The sequence below is a fragment of the Pseudomonas sp. Marseille-Q5299 genome (genome assembly GCF_943737035.1).
Classification (GTDB): domain Bacteria; phylum Pseudomonadota; class Gammaproteobacteria; order Pseudomonadales; family Pseudomonadaceae; genus Aquipseudomonas; species Aquipseudomonas putida_E.
Window position 1 is genome coordinate 17,437 of sequence record NZ_CALSFR010000004.1, and the last position, 21,960, is coordinate 39,396.

Here is a 21,960-nt window from a genome sequence, read left to right on the forward strand (position 1 = left end):
GGGCCAACTCAGGTAGAATGCGCGCCCGCTTTCTGGAGACGAACATGACCCTGCTCAAATTCAGCGATGTGTCCCTCGCATTCGGCGCGATGCCGCTGCTGGACAAAGTGTCCTGGCAGATCGCCCGTGGCGAGCGGGTGTGCATCATCGGCCGTAACGGCACCGGCAAGTCGAGCATGCTGCGCCTGGTCAAGGGCGAGCAGAAGGGCGACGACGGAGAGATCTGGCGCGCACCTGGCCTGAAGATCGGCGAACTGCCGCAAGAACTGCCAGTGGCTGACGAGCGGACAGTGTTCGACGTGGTGGCCGCAGGCCTGGATGGCGTTGGCGAACTGCTTGCCCAATTCCACCACCTGAGCCAGAACATCCAGGGCGACGATGACCTGGAAAAACTCATGCATGTTCAGCACGAGCTCGAAGCCCGTGACGGCTGGCGCCTGCAGCAGGTGGTGGAGAGCACCTTGAGCCGCCTGCAACTGCCTGCCGACAAAACCCTGGCCGAGCTGTCCGGTGGCTGGCGCCGCCGCGTGCTGCTGGCGCAGGCGCTGGTGTCAGAACCCGATCTGCTGCTGCTCGACGAGCCGACCAACCACCTGGACATCGGTGCCATCGCCTGGCTCGAAGAGGCCCTGCGCGGTTTCAACGGGGCGGTGCTGTTCATTACCCACGACCGTTCCTTCCTGCAGAACCTGGCAACCCGCATCCTTGAACTGGATCGCGGCGGGCTGATCGACTGGAACGGTGACTACGCCAGTTTCCTGGTGCACAAGGAAGCGGCGCTGGCCGCCGAAGAGACGGCCAACGCGCTGTTTGACAAGCGTCTTGCCCAGGAAGAAGTGTGGATTCGCCAGGGCATCAAGGCCCGCCGTACCCGTAACGAAGGCCGCGTGCGCGCACTCAAGGCCTTGCGTGTCGAGCGCAGCGAGCGGCGGGATCGCCAGGGCAAGGCGAACATCCAGATCGAGGCCGCCGAGAAATCCGGCAAGCAGGTGATGGTGCTGGAGAATGTCAGCTTCCACCACGCTGGAGGGCCGATGCTGGTCAAGGACTTCTCCATGGTCCTGCAGCGCCAGGACCGCATCGGCCTGCTGGGCGCCAACGGTACCGGCAAGACCACGCTGCTCAAGCTGATGCTCGGTGACCTGGAGCCTACCTCGGGCAAGGTCGAGCGCGGCACCAAACTGGAAGTCGCCTATTTCGATCAGATGCGCCACCAGCTCGATCTGGAAAAAACCGTGATCGACAACCTGGCCGAGGGCCGCGATTTCATTGAAATCGACGGCCAGAACCGTCACGTGCTCAGCTACCTGGGCGATTTCCTGTTCAGCCCCCAGCGTGCGCGCACGCCGGTCAAGGCGTTGTCGGGCGGTGAGCGTGCGCGCCTGCTGCTGGCCAAGCTGTTCAGCAAACCGGCCAACCTGCTGGTGCTGGACGAACCGACCAACGACCTGGACGTCGAAACCCTCGAGCTGCTTGAAGAGGTGCTGTGCAATTACAAGGGCACCGTGCTGATGGTCAGCCACGACCGGGCCTTCCTCGACAACGTTGTCACCAGCACGCTGGTGTTCGAGGGCGAGGGCAAGGTGCGTGAATATGTTGGCGGCTACGAGGACTGGATCCGCCAGGGCGGTTCGCCGAAGCTGTTGGGCGTGACCGAGAGCAAGGGTGGCAAATCCGAGCTCAACAGTGCGGTGGTGGAGAAGCAGGACGAGCAGGTGGCTCCGGCGCCAGCCGCAGCCGCAGCGGATGCCTCGAAGAAGAAGCTCAGCTACAAACTGCAGCGCGAGCTGGAGATGCTGCCTGGGCAGATCGATGCGGTCGAGCAGCGTATGGCGGCGGCCCAGGAAGAGGTCAACGCGCCGGGCTTCTATCAGCGGCCGATCGAAGAGACCTCGGCGGTGCTGGCCAAGCTGGAGCAGATGCAGGGCGAGCTGGATGCTTTGGTAGAGCGCTGGGCCGAGCTGGAAGGCTAAGTCAGTCCTGGCCTCATCACCGGCAAGCCGGCTCCCCCAGGATCTCTGTGGGAGCCGACTTGCCGGCGACGAGGCCGGGCAGCCTGGATCATTCCTTCTTCTGCAACCGCACCGCCAGTACATCGCACGGCGCGCCATGCAACACGTCATTGGCCGTTGAACCCAGCAGCAACGCCAGGCCATGGCGGCCATGGCTGCCAACCACGATCAGGTCGCAGTTCTGCTCCTTGGCCAGCTGATGAATTTCTTGGCGCGGTTGGCCATAGGTCAGGTGAGAATCACCGCGGTTGATCTCGGGGTATTTGTTGAACAGGCGTTCCATGCGCTCCTTGGCCTGGTCGAACTGTTGCTGTTGCAGCTGCGACAGGTCCATTGGCACGTCACCGCCAAAGGCCATGGCCATGGGTTCGACGATATGCACCAGCGAGACCTTGGCGCCTGTGGGCTCGGCGAGCTTCATGGCTCGCTTGATCACCGGGTCGCACTCTTCGGTGAGGTCGACGGCGACCAGAAGATGTTCGTAAGGCATGAGCTGTACTCCTGACAATCGCGATAGTAGAAGTATGGTCGCTTCGGGCGGGTCTTGCGTGAAACCGAGTAACCCGCTCATTTGCAACGCTTTATGGGATCTACAGATATGACGGTATTGCTGGTGGTGTCAATCCTTGCGCTGATTCTCAGCCCGTTTGCCTGGCTGCGCCAGTCGCGCAAGCAAGGCGAGCAGATGAGCCTGCGCCTGGAGGCGCGGCGCATGGGGCTGGCCATGCAACTGGCACCGCAGCAGTGGCCGCACTGGCTGGAAAAAGAGCCGCCCAGCCCCTGCCCGCAGTATCACCGGGCGCGCCGGCGTGGGCGTGAAGACAGCTGGTGCTACTGGCAGGTCAGCCCTGGTGTGTGGTGGAACCAATGGCGTGAAGTGTGTGAGGAACCGCGCCTGAATGATGTTTTCTCACGGCTGCCGGGGACTGTTTACAAGGTCGAAGCCGACAAGCGCATGCTCGCGCTGTACTGGAGCGAGCGGGGTGACAAATCTGTGTTGCAGGATATTGCCTACGCCTTCGAAACCCTCGCCTGACATCGTTTCAACGACAAAGCGGCAACTTGGCAGGACCCCATCAGGGGCAGATGCCAAGTTGCCGCTTTGTCGTTTCTGCAGAGCAGAAAAGGCCAGGCAGGCCGGGAAATTCTTGAAGCCAGTCGCAGTGTAGCCAACCTGCAGCGGTGTGCATCGAAAAATGCTGCGGTCTACTTCTTGTGGTCAATCGCTGACATGAATGATCAGCAATCACTGTCATCATGATTTATACCCAGACGCTAGAAAATGACCGGAAAGTCGCGTTTCCACCATGCCTGTGAGCATTTGACAACGCCGACCTTTTCGGAGAATGTGTGCATACCCAAATCAAACGGGCGTATGAATTGAGCGTTTGTATGTCACAGCGCTCATCCAGAATCCCGACTAGCGCGCTGACGGGTGTGCCTGGGCAAGAGCAGCGAAGCGCTGCTTTTCCACCAGCGATCGGCGTGTACAGTTCAGCTTCCATATCGTGGAGATCAGTTGATGATTTACGAAGGTAAAGCCATCACGGTTAAGGCTCTTGAAAGCGGCATCGTCGAACTGAAGTTCGACCTCAAGGGTGAGTCCGTCAACAAGTTCAATCGCCTGACCCTGGACGAGCTGCGCCAGGCCGTCGATGCCATAAAGGCCGACGCCTCGGTGAAGGGCGTGATCGTCAGCAGTGGCAAGGACGTGTTCATCGTCGGCGCCGACATCACCGAGTTCGTCGACAACTTCAAGCTGCCCGAGGCCGAACTGGTTGCCGGCAATCTGGAAGCCAACCGCATCTTCAACGCGTTCGAAGACCTCGACGTGCCGACCGTTGCCGCGATCAACGGCATCGCCCTGGGCGGCGGCCTGGAAATGTGCCTGGCGGCCGACTATCGGGTCATGTCCACCTCTGCCAAGATCGGCCTGCCGGAAGTCAAGCTGGGTATCTACCCTGGCTTCGGCGGTACCGTGCGCCTGCCGCGTCTGATCGGCTCGGACAACGCCATCGAGTGGATTGCCGCCGGCAAGGAAAACCGCGCTGAAGACGCCCTGAAAGTCGGTGCGGTCGACGCCGTCGTCGCCCCTGAACTGCTGCAGGCCGGTGCCCTCGACCTGGTCAAGCGCGCCATCAGCGGTGAGCTGGACTACAAGGCCAAGCGCCAGCCCAAGCTGGAAAAGCTCAAGCTCAATGCCATCGAGCAGATGATGGCCTTCGAGACTGCCAAGGGCTTCGTCGCTGGCCAGGCCGGCCCGAACTATCCGGCGCCGGTCGAAGCCATCAAGTCGATCCAGAAGGCCGCCAATTTCGGTCGCGACAAGGCGCTGGAAGTCGAGGCAGCAGGCTTTGCCAAGCTGGCCAAGACTTCGGTTGCCCAAAGCCTGATCGGCCTGTTCCTGAATGATCAGGAGCTCAAGCGCAAAGCCAAGGCCCATGACGAAATCGCTCACGATGTGAAGCAGGCTGCCGTGCTCGGCGCCGGCATCATGGGTGGCGGCATCGCTTACCAGTCGGCGGTCAAGGGCACCCCGATCCTGATGAAGGACATCCGCGAGGAAGCCATCCAGCTGGGCCTGAACGAGGCGTCCAAGCTGCTCGGCAACCGCGTCGAAAAAGGCCGCCTGACTCCGGCGAAGATGGCCGAGGCACTCAATGCCATTCGCCCGACACTGTCCTACGGTGATTTCGCCAACGTCGACATCGTCGTCGAAGCCGTGGTCGAGAACCCGAAGGTCAAGCAGGCAGTGCTGGCTGAAGTGGAAGGCCAGGTGAAAGAGGATGCGATCCTTGCGTCCAACACCTCGACCATCTCCATCAACCTGCTGGCCAAGGCGCTCAAGCGCCCCGAGAACTTCGTCGGCATGCACTTCTTCAACCCGGTGCACATGATGCCGCTGGTCGAAGTCATCCGTGGCGAGAAGTCCAGTGAAGTGGCGGTCGCCACCACCGTGGCCTACGCCAAGAAGATGGGCAAGAACCCGATCGTGGTCAACGATTGCCCGGGCTTCTTGGTCAACCGCGTGCTGTTCCCGTACTTCGGCGGCTTCGCCAAGCTGGTCAGCGCTGGTGTCGACTTCGTGCGCATCGACAAGGTCATGGAGAAGTTCGGCTGGCCGATGGGCCCGGCCTACCTGATGGACGTGGTCGGCATCGACACCGGCCACCACGGCCGCGATGTGATGGCCGAAGGCTTCCCGGACCGCATGAAGGACGAGCGCCGCTCGGCCGTCGACGCCCTGTATGAGGCCAATCGCCTGGGCCAGAAGAACGGCAAGGGTTTCTATGCTTACGAAACCGACAAGCGTGGCAAGCCGAAGAAGGTCTTCGACGCCACCGTGCTCGATGTGCTCAAGCCGATCGTCTTCGAGCAGCGTGAAGTCACCGACGAAGACATCATCAACTGGATGATGGTCCCGCTGTGCCTGGAGACCGTGCGCTGCCTGGAAGACGGCATCGTCGAAACCGCTGCCGAAGCGGACATGGGCCTGGTATACGGCATTGGTTTCCCTCCGTTCCGTGGTGGTGCGCTGCGTTACATCGATTCGATCGGTGTGGCCGAATTCGTTGCCCTGGCTGATCAGTACGCCGATCTGGGGCCGCTGTACCACCCGACCGCGAAGCTGCGCGAAATGGCCAAGAACGGCCAGCGCTTCTTCAGCTGAGCAGCCAACGCCTTTGAGAGAGTAGAGCGAGATTATTGATATGAGCCTCAATCCAAGAGACGTGGTGATTGTCGACTTCGGTCGCACCCCGATGGGCCGCTCCAAGGGTGGCATGCACCGCAACACCCGTGCTGAAGACATGTCTGCGCACCTGATCAGCAAGCTGCTGGAGCGCAACGGCAAGGTCGACCCCAAAGAAGTCGAGGACGTGGTCTGGGGCTGCGTCAACCAGACCCTGGAGCAGGGCTGGAACATCGCCCGCATGGCGTCGCTGATGACCCAGATCCCGCACACCTCGGCCGCCCAGACCGTCAGCCGCCTGTGCGGCTCGTCGATGAGCGCGCTGCACACCGCCGCCCAGGCGATCATGACCGGCAACGGCGACGTGTTCGTGGTCGGTGGTGTCGAGCACATGGGGCACGTCAGCATGATGCATGGCGTGGACCCCAACCCGCACCTGTCCTTGCACGCTGCCAAGGCTTCCGGGATGATGGGCCTGACTGCCGAGATGCTCGGCAAGATGCACGGCATCACCCGTGAGCAACAGGACCTGTTCGGCCTGCGTTCGCACCAGCTCGCACACAAGGCGACGGTCGAAGGCAAGTTCAAGGACGAGATCATCCCGATGCAGGGCTATGACGAGAACGGTTTCCTGAAGGTCTTCGACTTCGACGAGACCATTCGCCCGGAAACCACCCTTGAAGGCCTGGCATCGCTCAAGCCTGCGTTCAACCCCAAAGGTGGTACGGTCACAGCCGGTACTTCGTCGCAGATTACCGATGGCGCTTCGTGCATGATCGTCATGTCTGGCCAGCGTGCGATGGACCTCGGTATCCAGCCGTTGGCGGTGATCCGCTCCATGGCAGTGGCTGGCGTGGACCCGGCAATCATGGGCTACGGCCCTGTGCCGTCGACCCAGAAAGCCCTGAAGCGTGCCGGGCTGACCATGGCCGATATCGACTTCATCGAGCTCAATGAAGCCTTTGCTGCACAGGCCCTGCCAGTGCTCAAAGATTTGAAAGTGCTCGACAAGATGGATGAGAAGGTTAACCTGCACGGCGGCGCCATTGCCTTGGGCCACCCGTTCGGTTGCTCCGGGGCACGCATTTCCGGCACCCTGCTCAACGTCATGAAGCAAAATGGCGGTACGTTGGGCGTGGCCACCATGTGCGTCGGCCTCGGTCAGGGCATCACCACTGTCTTCGAACGCGTCTGATCGCGTAGCGGGACAGCAGCCGGGGCCTTGTGCCCCGGCTTTTGTTTTTTTACAGAATTTGTTTCAAGAGGGAAGGCGACATGCAGATACAACCAGGCGTATACCGGCATTACAAAGGGCCTGAGTACCGTGTCTTCAGTGTCGCACGGCACTCCGAAAGCGAAGAGTGGATGGTTTTCTACCAATGCCTGTATGGTGACCACAGCTTCTGGGTACGACCACTTTCGATGTTCCAGGAGTCGGTCGAGGTTGACGGCGAGCAGGTGCCACGCTTTGCTTTGGTCAAGGCCGAAGAAGGGTTGCCTGAACGGCTTGGCAAGGCGCACGAGTGAACGACCGCGCTTGACCTCACTCTATTGCCACTATATATAGCGGTGCCGCGTCCGGCACCTGACGCGTTTTTCATCTTCAGATTCAGGAATACTCCGATCCATGGGCAAATCGCTGGTCATTGTGGAATCCCCGGCCAAGGCCAAGACCATCAACAAGTACCTGGGCAACCAGTACGTGGTGAAGTCGAGTATCGGCCACATCCGTGACCTCCCCACCAGCGGTTCGGCCAGCGCCAGCAAAGAGCCGGCCGCCAAGCGTGGCAAGGCTGCGGGTGAGGCGCCGGCCCTGTCGCCGAAAGAGAAGGCCCGTCGCCAGCTGGTGGCGCGCATGGGCGTCGACCCCGAGCACGGCTGGAAGGCCAAGTACGAGATCCTGCCTGGCAAGGAAAAGGTGATCGAAGAGTTGCGCCGCCTGGCCAAGGATGCTGACACCATCTATCTCGCGACCGACTTGGACCGCGAAGGGGAAGCCATCGCCTGGCACCTGCGCGAGGCCATCGGTGGCGACGACACCCGCTACAAGCGTGTGGTGTTCAACGAAATCACCAAAAAAGCCATCCAGGATGCGTTCTCGAAGCCCGGCGAGCTGGATATCGATCGTGTCAATGCCCAGCAGGCGCGCCGTTTCCTTGATCGCGTGGTGGGCTACATGGTCTCGCCACTGCTGTGGGCCAAGATCGCCCGTGGCCTGTCGGCCGGGCGTGTTCAGTCGGTGGCCGTGAAACTGGTGGTCGAGCGTGAGCGCGAGATCCGTGCCTTCATCCCCGAAGAGTACTGGGAGGTGCACGCCGACCTTGGCACTGCCAAGGACGCCAAGGTGCGTTTCGAGGTGACCCGCGAGAAAGGCGAGGCCTTCAAGCCGCTGAACGAAGCGCAGGCCATGGCTGCACTGAGCAAGCTCAAGGCGTCCAGCTACAGCGTGCTCAAGCGTGAAGACCGCCCGACCAGCAGCAAGCCGTCGGCACCGTTCATCACCTCCACCCTGCAACAGGCTGCAAGCAACCGCCTGGGCTTCGGCGTGAAGAAGACCATGATGATGGCTCAGCGGCTATACGAAGCGGGCTACATCACCTACATGCGTACCGACTCGACCAACCTGTCGGTCGACGCGCTGGACATGGCGCGCAGCTACATCGAGCGTGAGTTCGGCAAGCAGTACCTGCCCGAAGCACCGCTGGTGTACGGCAGCAAAGAAGGCGCTCAGGAGGCCCACGAAGCGATTCGTCCTTCCGACGTCAACACGCACCCAACCAAGCTCAGCGGCATGGAGCGTGACGCCGAGCGCCTGTACGAGCTGATCTGGCGCCAGTTCCTCGCCTGCCAGATGCCGCCTGCGCAGTACCTGTCCACCAGTGTGACCGTGGCTGCCGGTGATTTCGAGCTGCGTGCCAAAGGTCGCATCCTCAAGTTCGACGGTTATACCCGTGTGCTGCCTCAGCAGAGCAAGCCGGGCGAAGATGATGTGTTGCCCGAGATGGTCCAGGGTGAAGCGCTCAAGCTGATCCAGATCGACCCCAGTCAGCACTTCACCAAGCCACCTGCGCGCTTTACCGAAGCCAGCCTGGTCAAGGAAATGGAAAAGCGCGGTATTGGCCGCCCGTCGACCTACGCAGCCATCATTTCCACCATCCAGGATCGCGGTTACGTAACACTGCACAATCGCCGCTTCTACTCCGAGAAGATGGGCGACATCGTTACCGAGCGCTTGTCGGAAAGCTTCGCCAACCTGATGGACTACGGTTTCACCGCCGTCATGGAGGAGAGCCTGGATGACGTGGCGCAGGGCGAGCGTGACTGGAAGAACGTTCTGGACGAGTTCTACGGCGACTTCAGCAAGAAACTGCTGACGGCAGAATCAGCCGAAGGCGGCATGCGTGCCAACCAGCCGACCATGACCAACATTCCGTGCAAGGAATGTGGGCGGCCGATGATGATCCGGACGGCCTCCACTGGCGTGTTCCTGGGTTGCTCGGGTTACAGCCTGCCGCCCAAAGAGCGCTGCAAGGCCACGGTCAACCTGGTGCCGGGCGATGAAATCGCTGCGGACGACGAAGGTGAATCGGAGTCGCGCGTGCTGTTGGGCAAGCACCGCTGCCCGATCTGCGCAACGGCCATGGATGCCTACCTGCTCGACGAGAAGCACAAGCTGCATATCTGCGGTAACAACCCTGATTGCGTCGGCTACGAGATCGAAGAGGGCAGTTACCGCATCAAGGGTTACGAAGGGCCGAGCCTGGAGTGTGACAAGTGCGGCAGCGAGATGCAGCTCAAGACCGGCCGGTTCGGCAAGTTCTTCGGTTGCACCAACCCTGCGTGCAAGAACACCCGCAAGCTGCTCAAGAGTGGCGAGGCGGCACCACCGAAGATGGACAAGGTGGACATGCCAGAGCTCAAGTGCGAGAAGGTCGACGACACCTACGTGCTGCGTGACGGTGCTTCTGGGTTGTTCCTGGCAGCCAGCCAGTTCCCCAAGAATCGCGAGACCCGTGCGCCGCTGGTGCTGGAGATCGTGCCGCACAAGCATGAGATCGACCCCAAGTACCACTTCCTGTGCGATGCGCCGCAGAAAGACCCCGAGGGTCGCCCGGCAGTGATCCGCTACAGCCGCAAGACCAAAGAGCAATACGTGCAGTCCGAGGTCGATGGCAAGCCTACCGGGTGGAAGGCGTTCTACGACGGTAATGCCTGGAAGGTTGAAGACAAGCGCTGATCGTTTCAGTGATGTAATTGGGGCCGCTTAGCGGCCCCAATTCATTGGTGACAAGTACACGCCGATCCCTGAAACTGCAGGTATTCGCCTTGCAGCCTTAGGGAGGTCACTCAAGATGGCCCAGGAACTCTACACCCGCACCAACCAGAAGCTCTTCTTCGCCGGCCTTGCCCTTGAGTCCATGGCCAAGGCTGTCGACAGCCAGGCCATGAATGCACAAGGCCTGGCGCAGGCCGAGCGCGAATCTGCGCTGTTCCACCTGTATGGCGCGCTACTGGGCTTGTGTCACGAGATTGGCGGCTTCTACCGCCTGCCGGCCGCGCCCAGTGTCGAGCAATTGCTCGCCGATGACGCCCTGAATGACATCGCCATCCCCGAGGTGGCTGAGTTGCTGGAACTGGCCAGGCAGCGGGAAACCTGGCTGGCACAATTGCTCACCGCTTATGCCGATTTGTTCCGACCACCGGTCGCGAAAAAAACCGCGAAAACCGATGTCACTCAGCCACTCATCCAGGCCGTCAATCTCGACGAGCCCGAGCAGGCTGCACTGTCGCGTGAAGAGCTGGAAAGCTGGCGCAACAACCTCAAAGGCCTGGTGAGACGATTCCGTGACGCGTTGAGTGAGTGCTGATATTCGCCTTGGCTGGTACAATACTGGCCTTTCGCGGAGAACAGCCCTTTATGTCTACGTCTTTTCTAGAAATTGTCGAGTTGCCTGATGGCCGAATCGAACTGCGTCGTGCCGAGGACGAAGGCTCCCTGGTAACCCTGGATTTCTCGGAAGACGCCAAGGTATTCCTGCAGGGGCAACACGTTGAGGTTGCCAAGGCCATGCTGAGCGTGGGCGTGCAGATGGCGGGGCGCCTCATGGATGGCGAACTCGAGCGCGACGAAGGGCCGCGCGTACTTCACTGACACCCAGGTTGTTTCGGGTTACAGGCAAAGCCTGAACATCAGCCGAGGCGGATGTTCAGGCTTTGTGCGTTTCCGGCACTGGCTGCACGCAACAGTTGCTGTCGCGCGGTGGCATTTACGCTGCCAAGCCAGCTGACAACCGTGTGGCTACGGCCAAGGCGCAGGGCGTCACAGGCCAGTTGCAGTGCGCTCTGATTGCCGCGCGGCTGCAGCAGCAGAATGCGCTCGCGGTTGAGGCCGGCATCGCGCAACCAGGCCTGGGTCAGGCTGCCCGGCGGTGCGATAAGCGTCAGCCAGCGGGCCTCTTGCTCTTCGCTCAGTTCGCGTAGCACCGGTGCCAGCAAGGTCTGGCAATGTTCGGGTGCGCCACGCAGGGACAGTTCACTGAACAGGTCCGGTTCGCTGTTCTTGCGCGCCTGCTCGCTGGCCTTCAGGCCTGGCAGTACCGGTTGGGCGAGGAAGGCTTCGAACAAAGGAAGCTGTACCTGCTGTTGTGCTTGGACGAACTGTTGCATGACGCCTCCTGGTTCAGCGGCGAATTACGCCGACACTCAAACCTTCGATCACCATTTCCTGCTCTTTCAGGTCGACTTCGATGGGGGCGAAATCGGGGTTTTCGGCGATCAGCCAGACCTTGCTGCCTTCGCGTTTGAAACGTTTGACGGTCACTTCGTCGCCGATACGGGCGACGACGATCTGCCCGTTACGGGCCTCGCGGCAGGTGTGCACGGCCAGCAGGTCGCCGTCGAAGATGCCGACGTCCTTCATGCTCATGCCGTGTACGCGCAGCAGGTAGTCGGCGCGGGGGTGGAAGAAGGATGGATTGATGTTGCAAGATTGTTCGATGTGCTGCTCGGCAAGGATCGGTGCACCGGCTGCTACCCGGCCGATGATCGGCAGGCCGTTTTCTTCGGCCTTGGCTTCAAAACCGGGGATGCGGATGCCGCGGGATGCGCCTGGGGTCATCTCGATCGCGCCTTTGCGCGCGAGGGCCTTGAGGTGCTCCTCGGCGGCGTTGGGCGACTTGAAGCCCAGCTCCTGAGCGATCTCTGCGCGCGTCGGCGGGAAGCCGTTGTCTTCAAGGCAACGTTTGATGAATGCCAGGATTTCGGCTTGGCGGGGCGTCAGTTTCAACATGGCGGGCGCTCTGTCTTTTTATACAGTGACTGGGATTATATACAGTACTGGATGAGCTGCAAGCTCCACGCGACAAGAAAAAGCGGCGCGCACCCCTCTTGCGGCTTGCAGCTTGCAGCTCGGGGCTTTCTAATGGCGACCGCACAGTCACCGAGCCTTGACATCCGCAGGCCTGAAACGTATGTTTCAAACACCTGTTTGTCTGTCTGGCGGAGTAGTCATGGCCCAATCGGAAACCGTTGAACGCATTCTCGATGCTGCCGAGCAATTGTTCGCGGAAAGGGGGTTCGCGGAAACCTCGTTGCGGCTGATTACCAGCAAGGCCGGGGTCAACCTGGCGGCGGTCAATTATCATTTCGGCTCCAAGAAGGCGCTGATCCAGGCGGTCTTTTCCCGTTTCCTCGGGCCGTTCTGCGCCAGCCTCGAACGTGAGCTGGAGCGTCGCCAGGCCAAGCCGGAACAAAAGCCCAGCCTCGAAGAGCTGCTGGAAATGCTCGTGGAGCAGGCACTGGTGGTGCAGCCACGCAGCAACAACGACCTGTCGATCTTCATGCGCCTGCTGGGCCTGGCCTTCAGCCAGAGCCAAGGGCACCTGCGGCGCTACCTGGAAGACATGTATGGCAAGGTGTTCCGCCGCTACATGTTGCTGGTCAATGAAGCCGCGCCACGCATCCCTGCGCTCGAACTGTTCTGGCGCGTGCACTTCATGCTCGGTGCCGCGGCGTTCAGCATGTCCGGCATCAAGGCATTGCGCGCCATTGCCGAAACCGACTTTGGTATCAACACCTCCATAGAGCAGGTCATGCGCCTGATGGTGCCGTTCCTGGCCGCTGGCATGCGCGCCGACAGCGGTGTCACCGACGAGGCGATGGCCACCGCACAGTTGCGCCCGCGCAGTAAAACCGCCAGCACCACCGCCAAGGCCTGAAGGCTGGGCGGGGCAGGGCGCTTGGGCTAAGCTAGCGCCCATGCCCGACCTCGATCTCCTGCACATTTCCCTCGCTGACCAGCGCCTCTATGGCTTTGCCAATGGGCAGTTGTGCGTGCGCCTGGCGGTGTCGACCGCACGCAATGGCGCCGGTGAGCGCAATGGCTCCGGCTGCACGCCACGCGGCCTGCACCAGGTGCGAGCGAGGATCGGGGCGGGCTTGCCGCTCAATGCCGTGCTGCGTGGGCGGCGCTGGACCGGTGAGGTCTGGTCGCCGGCGTTGCACGCACAGCATCCCGGGCGTGACTGGGTGCTTACCCGCATCCTCTGGCTCAGCGGTTGCGAGGCCGGGGTCAACCGTCTGGGCGCCGTGGACACGTTCCGCCGCTATATCTATCTGCATGGCACGCCCGACACGGAACCCTTGGGCATACCGCTGTCCCATGGCTGTATTCGCCTGCGCAACACCGATCTGCTTGGCCTGTTCGAGCGCGTACCGGCGCATTGCCCGGTGCGTATCGAGGAGGCCGCATGCCCCCAGTGGGCTTCTTTAAGTCTGTAATGAAGGATTGCCTATGACCGTCAGCCTGCAAGGCTCCCTGATGGTGGATATCGCCGGTAAATGGCTGACCGCCGAAGACCGCCAGCTCCTGCGCCAGCCGGAAGTGGCTGGCCTGATCATCTTTGCCCGCAACATCGACAGCCCGCGCCAGGTGCGTGAACTGTGCGCGTCCATTCGCGCCATTCGTCCCGATCTGATTCTGGCCGTCGACCAGGAAGGTGGGCGTGTGCAGCGTTTGCGTCAGGGCTTCGTGCGCCTGCCAGCCATGCGCGCGATCGCCGATAACGCCAATGCCGAGTACCTCGCCGAGCAGTGCGGTTGGTTGATGGCCACTGAGGTGCTGGCGGTTGGCCTGGACCTGAGCTTCGCCCCTGTGCTCGACCTGGATCACCAGCGTAGCGCTGTGGTCGGCAGCCGCGCGTTCGAAGGCGACCCGCAACGTGCCACGCAGCTGGCCGGCGCCTTCATCCGCGGGATGAATGCAGCGGGCATGGCTGCCTGTGGCAAGCATTTCCCCGGGCATGGCTGGGCGGAGGCGGACTCCCACGTGGCCATTCCGACGGACGAGCGCAGCCTCGAGCAACTGCGCCAGGCAGATCTGGTGCCGTTCTCCCGCCTCAGCGGGCAGCTGGCGGCAGTGATGCCGGCGCATGTCATCTATCCGCAGGTAGACAACCAGCCGGCCGGGTTCTCGCGCCGTTGGTTGCAGGACATCCTGCGTGGCGAACTGGGCTTTGACGGGGTGATCTTCAGTGACGACCTGTCGATGGCCGGTGCGCATGTGGTCGGCGATGCGGCCAATCGGATCGAGGCGGCGCTGAGTGCGGGTTGTGACATGGGCCTGGTGTGCAATGACCGGGCGGCAGCAGAGCTGGCTTTGAGCGCGGCGCAGCGGCTGAAGGTAAAGCCATCGCCGCGGATTGCACGCATGCGCGGGCAGGGTTTTGCGCGGACCGATTATCGCCAGCAGCCGCGTTGGCTGGAGGCGCTAGGGGCGTTGCGCGAGGCGCAATTGGTCGATTGACTGTGCCGGCCCCCACAGGTATCTCGCTGCTGTCCAAGGCAGTGAAAGTCCTGTGGGGGCTTGCCAGCGAAGTAGCCGGGACTGACTGCTAGCGCGCCCGCTTTCCGGGTAGCGGAGCAAACAACGCTTCGATTTCCTCATCCCCCAGACGCCACTGCCCAGCCTCTGCCCCGTCGAGCAAGCTTGCTGCCAGCGCTGCTTTTTCCTGCTGCAGCTGCTGAATCTTCTCTTCAACGGTACCGCGCGTGATCAGCTTGAACACGAACACCGGCTTGTCCTGGCCGATGCGGTACGCGCGGTCGGTGGCCTGGTTCTCGCTGGCCGGGTTCCACCACGGGTCGAAGTGAATCACGGTGTCGGCAGCCGTCAGGTTCAGCCCCACGCCGCCGGCCTTGAGGCTGATCAGAAACACTTCGCTCTCGCCCTGCTGGAACTGCTGCACCGGTGTGCGCCGGTCACGGGTGTCGCCGGTGAGCAGGCTGTAGCGGATCTTGCGCTTTTCCAGCTCTTGTTCGATCAGTGCCAGCATCGAGGTGAACTGCGAGAACAACAGCACCCGGCGCCCTTCGCTGAGCAGTTCTTCGAGCATGTCCAGCAGCGCGCCGAGCTTGCCCTTGTCAGCCTGATTGCCCTTGGTCTCGACCCCTTTGACCAGGCGTAAATCGCAACATACCTGGCGCAGCTTGAGCAGGGCATCGAGGATCACGATCTGGCTGCGTGCCGCGCCATTGCGCGCGATTTCGTCGCGCACTTTCTTGTCCATCGCCACGCGTACGGCCTCGTAGGTATCACGCTGGGCGTCGCTGAGCTCGACCCAATGGACCATTTCGGTCTTGGGAGGCAATTCGGTCGCTACCTGCTCCTTGGTGCGGCGCAGCAGGAACGGGCGGATGCGGGTGACCAGGTGCGCCAGACGTTCCGCGTCGCCATGGCGTTCGATAGGCGTACGGTAATCCTGATTGAAGCGTTTGAGCTCGCCCAGCCAGCCGGGCATGAGAAAGTGGAAGATCGACCACAGCTCGCCCAGGTTGTTCTCCATTGGCGTGCCGGTCAGGCACAGACGCTGGTTGGCCTGCAGCTCGCAGACAGCCTGGGCGGCCTTGCTGGTGCTGCTCTTGATGTTCTGCGCCTCGTCCAGCACCAGTACGCTCCACTGCTGCGCGCGCAGGTGCTCGAGGTCGCGCGGCACCAGGGCGTAGGTGGTCAGTACCAGGTCGTATTCGTGCAGCTTGGCGAAATGCTTGCTGCGGCCGGGGCCGTGCAGGGCCAGGACGCGCAGGTCGGGGGCGAAGCGTTGGGCTTCGTCGAGCCAGTTTGGCACCAGGCTGGTCGGCATCACTGCCAGGGCAGGGTGGGCGAGGCGCCCGTTCTGCTTTTCCAGCAGCAGGTGGGCCAGGGCCTGCAAGGTCTTGCCCAGGCCCATGTCGTCGCCAAGGATGCCGCCGGTGCCCATTTCGCGCAGGGCCTGCAACCAGTTCAGGCCCTGCTGCTGATAGGGGCGCAGGGTGGCGTTGAGCGCTGCGGGCGTCGCGACCTGCAGGTCGCGTGCATCGCGCAGGCGCCGGCCCAGGTCGCGCACATGGGCGCCACCTTCCCAGTGCAGGGGCAAATGTTCGATGTCGTTCAGGCGTGCTGCGTCGGCGCGGTCCATGCGCAGGGTGGGGCCGACGTTGTCCTCGTGCAGGTACAGTTCACCCAGGGTGCCCATGACCGACTTGATTCGCCCGTAGGGCAGGGCGACGCGCAGCGCGGGGGCGTCCAGCCGGCCGCGGTTGAGGTCGATCAGCAGGTGTTCGTCGTCGCTGCGCCGGGCCAGCTCGCTGGGCCGCAGCAGCTCGGGGTTGCTGCGCAGCAGCTGCAGCACGATGGGCAGCAGGCTGTGGCGCTGGCCTTCGACGACGATGCCCAGCTCCAGGTCGAACCATTCATGGCCTGGTGCTTCCTCGATGCTGGCGTACCAGTCGTCCACCTCATGCAGGTTGAAGGCGAAGTCGCGGTGGATGTCGACTTCCCAGCCTGCCTCGCGCAGGCGCGGCAGGCCGTCGCGGGCGAAACGTAGCCAGGCTTCGTCGTCGGGCAGCTGAAGCATCTCGCCCGCGCTGTCTGGCAGCGCCTTGCTTTGCCGGGTGGCGGGCTTGAAGCCCAGCTCGCGCAGTGCCTTGCGCAGTGCCTGCTCGGCCGGGGGCTGGCGGCGGATGCGCTGGCTGGTGGTATCCACCAGTCGGGTCAATGGCTTGTCGTCGCTGCCACTGGCGCGCAGCCCATCGTAGTCGAAGGAAAGGGCGGCGCGGTGTTGCATCTGGCGCTGCATACGCCCGGTCTTGGGCATGTAGGCGCTGAATTCGAGACTGCCAAGGGTCAGCCGGCCCTTGGGCTGGATGTTTTCGATCTGCTCGGTGACCACGGCGGTGGGGGTCGGGACTTGCCGGTTCAAGGCGTTCAGTCGATGACTCAAAGGTACTACCAGGTGTTCAGGTACGGTTGGCGCGCGTGCGAGCTGGCTGGCGATGAAGGGGTCGAGATCATGCTGCAGCTCGCCGGTCTGATGCGAATGCCGGTCGATGTAGTGCAAAGGCTCGATGGGCAGTACCTGCAGCTGCAGGTGCTGGTCATGGTGCCAGGCGCCCCTGTAGCTGCCGTTGTCCAGCCTGACCCAGCGGAACTCGGCATGCAGTTGCGGCCCGGCATGCAAAGGCGTGGGGTCGTCTTCATACAGCAGGCGCCCGGTCGCCAAGGCGTAGCTCAAAAGCTCCGCCCCTTGCTTGCCTTCCAGTTGCGCCAGGGGCGTCAGCGTTTTGCTGCGGGCATCGATCAGGCGCAACAGCCGAGCGTCATCTTCCGTAACGTAACGGGGTGTGTAGTAGATCATCTCCGGCATTGAGGTGATGCGGCCGATTTTCAGCGTACCGTCGGTTTGTAGCGTGCCCTTGATCGGCTCGAGCTGAAAGTGTTCGCTATCACTGTGAATGCGGTAGTAGATGGCCGGACCTTTGCGTGCCGGTTCGCTACTGGCTGCAGCCTTGGAGGGCGATTCGAGCCCCTGCACCCACAGGTTCAGGTCGGGCGGCAGCGACAGCGCGGCTTGCTCCTGAGTTGCGGCTGCCTCAAGGTTTCCACCTTCGAGCTCCAGTTGCAGCAACGCAGCGACGCAGTGCTTGCAATTCAATCCTACCGGGCAGGAGCAGCTCCCAAAGACGCGCAGGTCGCCGTAATTCAACACCAGCTTGATATCCTGATGGTAAATCTGGCCCGCCGAGCCCTCGCACCTCGCCTCGATGGAATGGCCCTGCAGCGAAAGGATTCGCGTTCGTTCCTGCGCTGCATATTTACGGCCTCGGGCCAGTGCGCCCGCGTCGATAAAATCGACCCAGTCCGGATGGGCTCTGAGCAGTTGCCGTGCGTCGCCCTCAGTCACATCACTGCTCCATCATCTCCGGGTCCATCACCGGCATCTTCCGTGTACCTGGCGGGGTGACCTTCAGCAGCACCGCCAGGTGGCCGCCATCGAGGAAGGTCAGCTGGCCGCCCTTGATGGTGCTGTTGCTCTGTTTGAACTGCTCGCTCTTGAGCACATTGCCGTTGCTGTCGAGCTGGTTGACCCAGAAATTGGCCTCCACGGCGATGAAGCGCCCTTCGGTGATGCTCAGGTTGCCTTCGATCGGGAAGTGGCCGAACTGCTCCTGGCCATCACCCAGGGCGATGCGGCTTGGCGTGTCGCCGACCTGCTGCTGCCAGGCCTTGTGCAGCAGCACGGTGTAGTCGGCCGTGGCTTGCAGGCGGGTGGCTTCATCTTCCAGCGCCAGTGGGCGTTCGGCGCTCTTTTCCAGGCGCAGGGCGCCGGCGCTCCAGTCCTCAGGGGCGTACGGGCTGGTGAAGGCCGGCACGCTGTTTTGCCGCACAAGGATCATTTCCACCTGATAAAGACCTTCAGCGAAGGCGGCCGGCGCGAACAGCGCAAGCAACAAGGTCAGGCAACGGATGGCACGCATGGATCTTCCTTAGGCTGTCTGTGGGGTCAGGCGCTCGAACAGCGCCTCCAGAGTGTTGAAGCGTTCGTCGGGCCGTTCCATCGGTACCAGGAAGCGGAACTGGGTTGCGCCTTCGAACTTGTAGCGTTTTGGCTGGCCCTGGATCAGCTTGATCAGGGTCAGCGGGTCGACTGGGGTTTCGGCCTCGAACTCGAGCTTGCCGCCGTTCGGGCCGGCATCGACTTTCTTGATGCCGAGCTTTTCCGCCTGCAGCTTGAGCTGGGTCAGGCGCATCAGGTTCTTGGTCGGCTCGGGCAGCAGGCCGAAGCGGTCGATCATCTCCACCTGCAGGTCCTTGAGGCCCTCTTCTTCAGTCGCCGAGGCGATGCGCTTGTAGAGGATAAGCCGCGCATGCACGTCGGGCAGGTAGTCCTCGGGGATCAGTGCCGGCAGGCGCAGGTTGACTTCCGGGCCGCCGCCCAGCGGCTGTTCCAGGTTCGGCTGGGTGCCCTTGCGAATGGCCTTGACCGCCCGTTCGAGCATTTCCATGTAAAGGGTAAAGCCCACGGCCTGGATCTGCCCGCTCTGGCCTTCGCCCAGCAGCTCGCCGGCGCCGCGGATTTCCAGGTCGTTGGTGGCCAGCACGAAGCCGGCGCCCAGGTCCTGGGTGTTGGCAATGGCTTCCAGGCGTTTCTCGGCGTCGGCGCTCACTTTTTGCCGCGCCGGTGTCAGCAGGTAGGCGTAGGCCTGGTGGTGGCTGCGGCCGACCCGGCCACGCAACTGGTGCAACTGGGCCAGGCCGAACTTGTCGGCGCGCTCGATGACGATGGTGTTGGCGCTGGGCACGTCGATGCCGGTCTCGATGATGGTCGAGGCGATCAGCACGTTGAAGCGCTTGTGGTAGAAGTCGCTCATCACCTGTTCCAGCTCGCGCTCGCGCATCTGCCCATGGCCGATGCCGATACGCGCTTCGGGGACCAGTTCGGCAAGGTCGGCGGCGCATTTTTCGATGGTTTTCACATCGTTGTGCAGGTAGTACACCTGGCCGCCGCGCAGCAGTTCACGCAGCAGCGCTTCTTTCACCGTGCTGTTGTTGTGCTCCATGACGAAGGTGCGCACCGACAGGCGCCGGGCCGGCGGCGTGGCGATGATGGACAGGTCGCGCATGCCGGCCACGGCCATGTTCAGTGTTCGCGGAATCGGTGTCGCGGTCAGGGTGAGGATGTCCACCTCGCTGCGCAGGGCCTTGAGCTGTTCCTTCTGGCGTACGCCAAAGCGGTGCTCTTCGTCGATCACTACCAGGCCCAGGTCCTTGAAGCGCACATCGTCCTGCAGCAGCTTGTGCGTGCCGATCAGAATGTCGATCTTGCCTTCGGCCAGGTCCGCTGCAGCGCTGGCCACTTCCTTGGCCGATTTGAAACGGCTCATCACCTCGACCGTCACCGGCCAGTCTGCGAAGCGGTCGCGGAAGCTGTTGTAGTGCTGCTGTGCAAGCAGGGTGGTAGGCACCAACACCGCTACCTGGCGGCCGCTGTGCACGGCGATGAAGGCTGCGCGCATGGCGACCTCGGTCTTGCCGAAGCCGACGTCGCCGCACACCAGGCGGTCCATCGGCTTGGCGGCGAGCATGTCGGCGCGTACCGCTTCGATGGCATTCTGCTGGTCGGGGGTTTCTTCGAAGGGGAAGCCTGCGCTGAAGGTGGCATAGTCGGCGGCCGGGTCGGCGAAGGCGTACCCTTTGCGGGCGGCGCGGCGGGCGTAGATGTCGAGCAGCTCGGCGGCCACGTCGCGGACCTGTTCGGCGGCTTTGCGCTTGGCCTTCTGCCAGGCTTCCGAGCCCAGCCGGTGCAGCGGCGCCAGGGCGTCATCGCTGCCGGTGTAGCGGGCAATCAGGTGCAGGTTGGCCACTGGGACGTAGAGCTTGGCGCCCTCGGCGTACTCCAGGGTCAGGAACTCGGCGGCCTGGCCGTCGATCTCCAGCGTGGCCAGGCCCAGGTAGCGGCCCACGCCATGGTCGATGTGCACCACCGGGGCGCCTTCGCGCAGCTCGGTAAGGTTCTTGATCACTGCATCATTGGCGGCCTCGCCGCGCTTGTCGCGGCGCCGGCGCTGCATCACGCGCTGGCCGAACAGCGGGCTTTCGGCGACCAGGGCGATGGCAGGGTCTTCGAGCAGCAGGCCTTCGTCCAGCGGGGCGATGGTGATCGCAAGGCGCTGGCTGCCGGTGATGAAGTCAGCCCAGCCCTCGACTGTCTGCGGCCTCAGCTTGAGGCGCTCGAGCAGCTCCAGCAGCACCTCGCGACGGCCCGCCGATTCGGCGGTGAACAACACCCGGCCGCTGAACTGGTCGAGGAAGTCGGACAATGCCGCCAGCGGCTGGTTGGCCTTGGCTTCGATGGCCAGGTTGGGCAGGGTGCGGGCGGGGAAGCGCTCACGGCCGGTACCAGGCTCGACATCATCGGCACTGACCACCACGCGCGGCCACTGCTTGAGCTGGGCGAAGCAGTCTTCCACCGGCAGGAACAGTTCAGAAGGCGGCAGCAATGGGCGGCTCAAGTCGCCGCGGCGGTCTTCGTAGCGCCCGCGCACGTCGTTCCAGAAGTGCTCGGCAGCCTGCTCGACGCCCGGCAGCGAGAACACCTGGGTGTCGCTTGGCAGGTAGTCGAACAGGGTCGAGGTTTCTTCGAAGAACAGCGGCAGGTAGTACTCGATGCCGGCGGGGATGATGCCGCTGGCCAGGTCCTGGAAGATCGCGCTGCGGCGGAAGTCGACATCGAAACGCTCACGGAAGCGTGCCTTGAAGCGCGTCACTTCCTCTTTCTGCATGGGGAATTCGCGTGCCGGCAGCAGGCGGATCGAGTCGACCTTGTCGATTGAGCGCTGGGTCTCCGGGTCGAAGGTGCGCAGGGTCTCGATCTCGTCGTCGAACAGGTCGATGCGGTAGGGCAGCTTGCTGCCCATCGGGAACAGGTCGATCAGCGCGCCGCGTACGGCGAACTCGCCATGTTCGTAGACCGTGTCGACGCAGCGGTAGCCAGTGGCCTCCAGGCGTGAGCGCATCTGCTCTACATCGATGGTCTGGCCGACGTCCAGCACCAGGCTGCTGCCGAGCAGGAAGCGCGTGGGGGCCAGGCGGTGCAGGGCCGTGGTGATCGGCACCACGAGGATGCCGTGGCTCAACTCCGGCAGCCGGTAGAGACTGGCGATGCGCTGGGAAATGATGTCCTGGTGTGGCGAGAACAGGTCGTAGGGCAAGGTTTCCCAGTCTGGGAACGGCAGCACCGGAAGGCCGGGGGCGAAGAAGCGCAGCTCCTGCTCCAGACGGTCGGCAGCCTGGCTGTCGGCGGTCAGCAGCAGGGTGAAGCGGCCAGCACTGCTGGCGGCCTCGGCGATGGCAAGGCTGAGGGCGGCACCGGGCAGGTTGCCCCAGGTTTGTTTGCCGGCCGTGGCCGACATTTGCGGTAGGCGCAGAACTGACACGGGAGA

The 21,960-nt window shown here is 62.8% G+C and carries 17 protein-coding genes; 11 read left to right on the forward strand and 6 right to left on the reverse strand.

Going from position 1 to position 21,960, the window contains the following annotated elements; translation table 11 throughout:
• Positions 1-44 precede the first annotated feature (44 nt).
• The gene (locus NGJ21_RS12870; protein WP_046786465.1) at positions 45-1,973 is read left to right on the forward strand and encodes an ATP-binding cassette domain-containing protein; all 1,929 of its coding nucleotides are present in this window, start codon (positions 45-47) and stop codon (positions 1,971-1,973) included.
• A gap of 88 nt (positions 1,974-2,061) precedes the next feature.
• Here NGJ21_RS12870 and NGJ21_RS12875 read toward each other — a convergent pair whose 3' ends face one another.
• The gene (locus NGJ21_RS12875) at positions 2,062-2,502 is read right to left on the reverse strand and encodes a universal stress protein (protein ID WP_012313557.1); all 441 of its coding nucleotides are present in this window, start codon (positions 2,500-2,502) and stop codon (positions 2,062-2,064) included.
• A gap of 108 nt (positions 2,503-2,610) precedes the next feature.
• Here NGJ21_RS12875 and NGJ21_RS12880 point away from each other — a divergent pair, with 108 nt between their 5' ends.
• The 7 genes from NGJ21_RS12880 (at position 2,611) to NGJ21_RS12910 (ending at position 10,855) form a co-directional block, all read left to right on the forward strand.
• Positions 2,611-3,048: a hypothetical protein gene (locus NGJ21_RS12880; RefSeq protein WP_039601787.1), complete on the forward strand. Its 438-nt coding sequence runs from the start codon at positions 2,611-2,613 to the stop codon at positions 3,046-3,048.
• Between the two features lie 486 nt (positions 3,049-3,534).
• Entirely contained in the window at positions 3,535-5,682 is a 2,148-nt protein-coding gene (fadB, locus tag NGJ21_RS12885; protein WP_125923171.1) for a fatty acid oxidation complex subunit alpha FadB, read from the forward strand.
• A gap of 40 nt (positions 5,683-5,722) precedes the next feature.
• On the forward strand, positions 5,723-6,898 hold the full coding sequence (fadA, locus tag NGJ21_RS12890; RefSeq protein ID WP_204920591.1) for an acetyl-CoA C-acyltransferase FadA: 1,176 nt from the start codon (positions 5,723-5,725) through the stop codon (positions 6,896-6,898).
• An 80-nt stretch (positions 6,899-6,978) separates the two neighbouring features.
• Positions 6,979-7,230 (forward strand): DUF1653 domain-containing protein, encoded by a 252-nt coding sequence (locus NGJ21_RS12895; protein ID WP_115275412.1) that lies wholly within the window; start codon positions 6,979-6,981, stop codon positions 7,228-7,230.
• Positions 7,231-7,330: 100 nt separating this feature from the next.
• Entirely contained in the window at positions 7,331-9,940 is a 2,610-nt protein-coding gene (gene topA / locus NGJ21_RS12900; RefSeq protein ID WP_046786461.1) for a type I DNA topoisomerase, read from the forward strand.
• A gap of 115 nt (positions 9,941-10,055) precedes the next feature.
• Entirely contained in the window at positions 10,056-10,571 is a 516-nt protein-coding gene (locus NGJ21_RS12905) for a DUF6586 family protein (protein ID WP_115275411.1), read from the forward strand.
• A 50-nt stretch (positions 10,572-10,621) separates the two neighbouring features.
• Positions 10,622-10,855: a hypothetical protein gene (locus NGJ21_RS12910; RefSeq protein WP_003248777.1), complete on the forward strand. Its 234-nt coding sequence runs from the start codon at positions 10,622-10,624 to the stop codon at positions 10,853-10,855.
• Positions 10,856-10,893: 38 nt separating this feature from the next.
• On the opposite strand, the gene sulA is transcribed toward NGJ21_RS12910, so the two are convergent.
• Together sulA and lexA are read right to left on the reverse strand one after the other, a co-directional pair.
• Positions 10,894-11,370, reverse strand: coding sequence for an SOS-induced cell division inhibitor SulA (gene sulA, locus NGJ21_RS12915; RefSeq protein ID WP_012313563.1), 477 nt, complete (start codon positions 11,368-11,370; stop codon positions 10,894-10,896).
• A gap of 13 nt (positions 11,371-11,383) precedes the next feature.
• Positions 11,384-11,992, reverse strand: coding sequence for a transcriptional repressor LexA (gene lexA, locus NGJ21_RS12920; RefSeq protein WP_012313564.1), 609 nt, complete (start codon positions 11,990-11,992; stop codon positions 11,384-11,386).
• Between the two features lie 220 nt (positions 11,993-12,212).
• Here lexA and NGJ21_RS12925 point away from each other — a divergent pair, with 220 nt between their 5' ends.
• Genes NGJ21_RS12925 through nagZ form a run of 3 tightly spaced genes read left to right on the forward strand, consistent with a single transcriptional unit; the run spans position 12,213 to position 14,506 of the window.
• Positions 12,213-12,920 carry a TetR/AcrR family transcriptional regulator gene (locus NGJ21_RS12925; RefSeq protein ID WP_119688577.1) on the forward strand — a complete coding sequence of 236 codons (708 nt, stop codon included), beginning with the start codon at positions 12,213-12,215 and terminating at the stop codon, positions 12,918-12,920.
• Between the two features lie 40 nt (positions 12,921-12,960).
• Positions 12,961-13,482 (forward strand): L,D-transpeptidase, encoded by a 522-nt coding sequence (locus NGJ21_RS12930; protein WP_115275409.1) that lies wholly within the window; start codon positions 12,961-12,963, stop codon positions 13,480-13,482.
• Positions 13,483-13,507: 25 nt separating this feature from the next.
• Entirely contained in the window at positions 13,508-14,506 is a 999-nt protein-coding gene (nagZ, locus tag NGJ21_RS12935) for a beta-N-acetylhexosaminidase (RefSeq protein WP_172655271.1), read from the forward strand.
• An 88-nt stretch (positions 14,507-14,594) separates the two neighbouring features.
• On the opposite strand, the gene NGJ21_RS12940 is transcribed toward nagZ, so the two are convergent.
• The 3 genes from NGJ21_RS12940 to mfd are packed head-to-tail and all read right to left on the reverse strand — an operon-like array spanning position 14,595 to position 21,954.
• Positions 14,595-17,921 carry a DEAD/DEAH box helicase gene (locus NGJ21_RS12940; protein ID WP_251962188.1) on the reverse strand — a complete coding sequence of 1,109 codons (3,327 nt, stop codon included), beginning with the start codon at positions 17,919-17,921 and terminating at the stop codon, positions 14,595-14,597.
• Between the two features lies 1 nt (position 17,922).
• The gene (locus NGJ21_RS12945; RefSeq protein WP_115275406.1) at positions 17,923-18,495 is read right to left on the reverse strand and encodes a CsiV family protein; all 573 of its coding nucleotides are present in this window, start codon (positions 18,493-18,495) and stop codon (positions 17,923-17,925) included.
• A 9-nt stretch (positions 18,496-18,504) separates the two neighbouring features.
• Entirely contained in the window at positions 18,505-21,954 is a 3,450-nt protein-coding gene (gene mfd / locus NGJ21_RS12950) for a transcription-repair coupling factor (RefSeq protein WP_251962189.1), read from the reverse strand.
• Between the last annotated feature and the right edge of the window lie 6 nt (positions 21,955-21,960).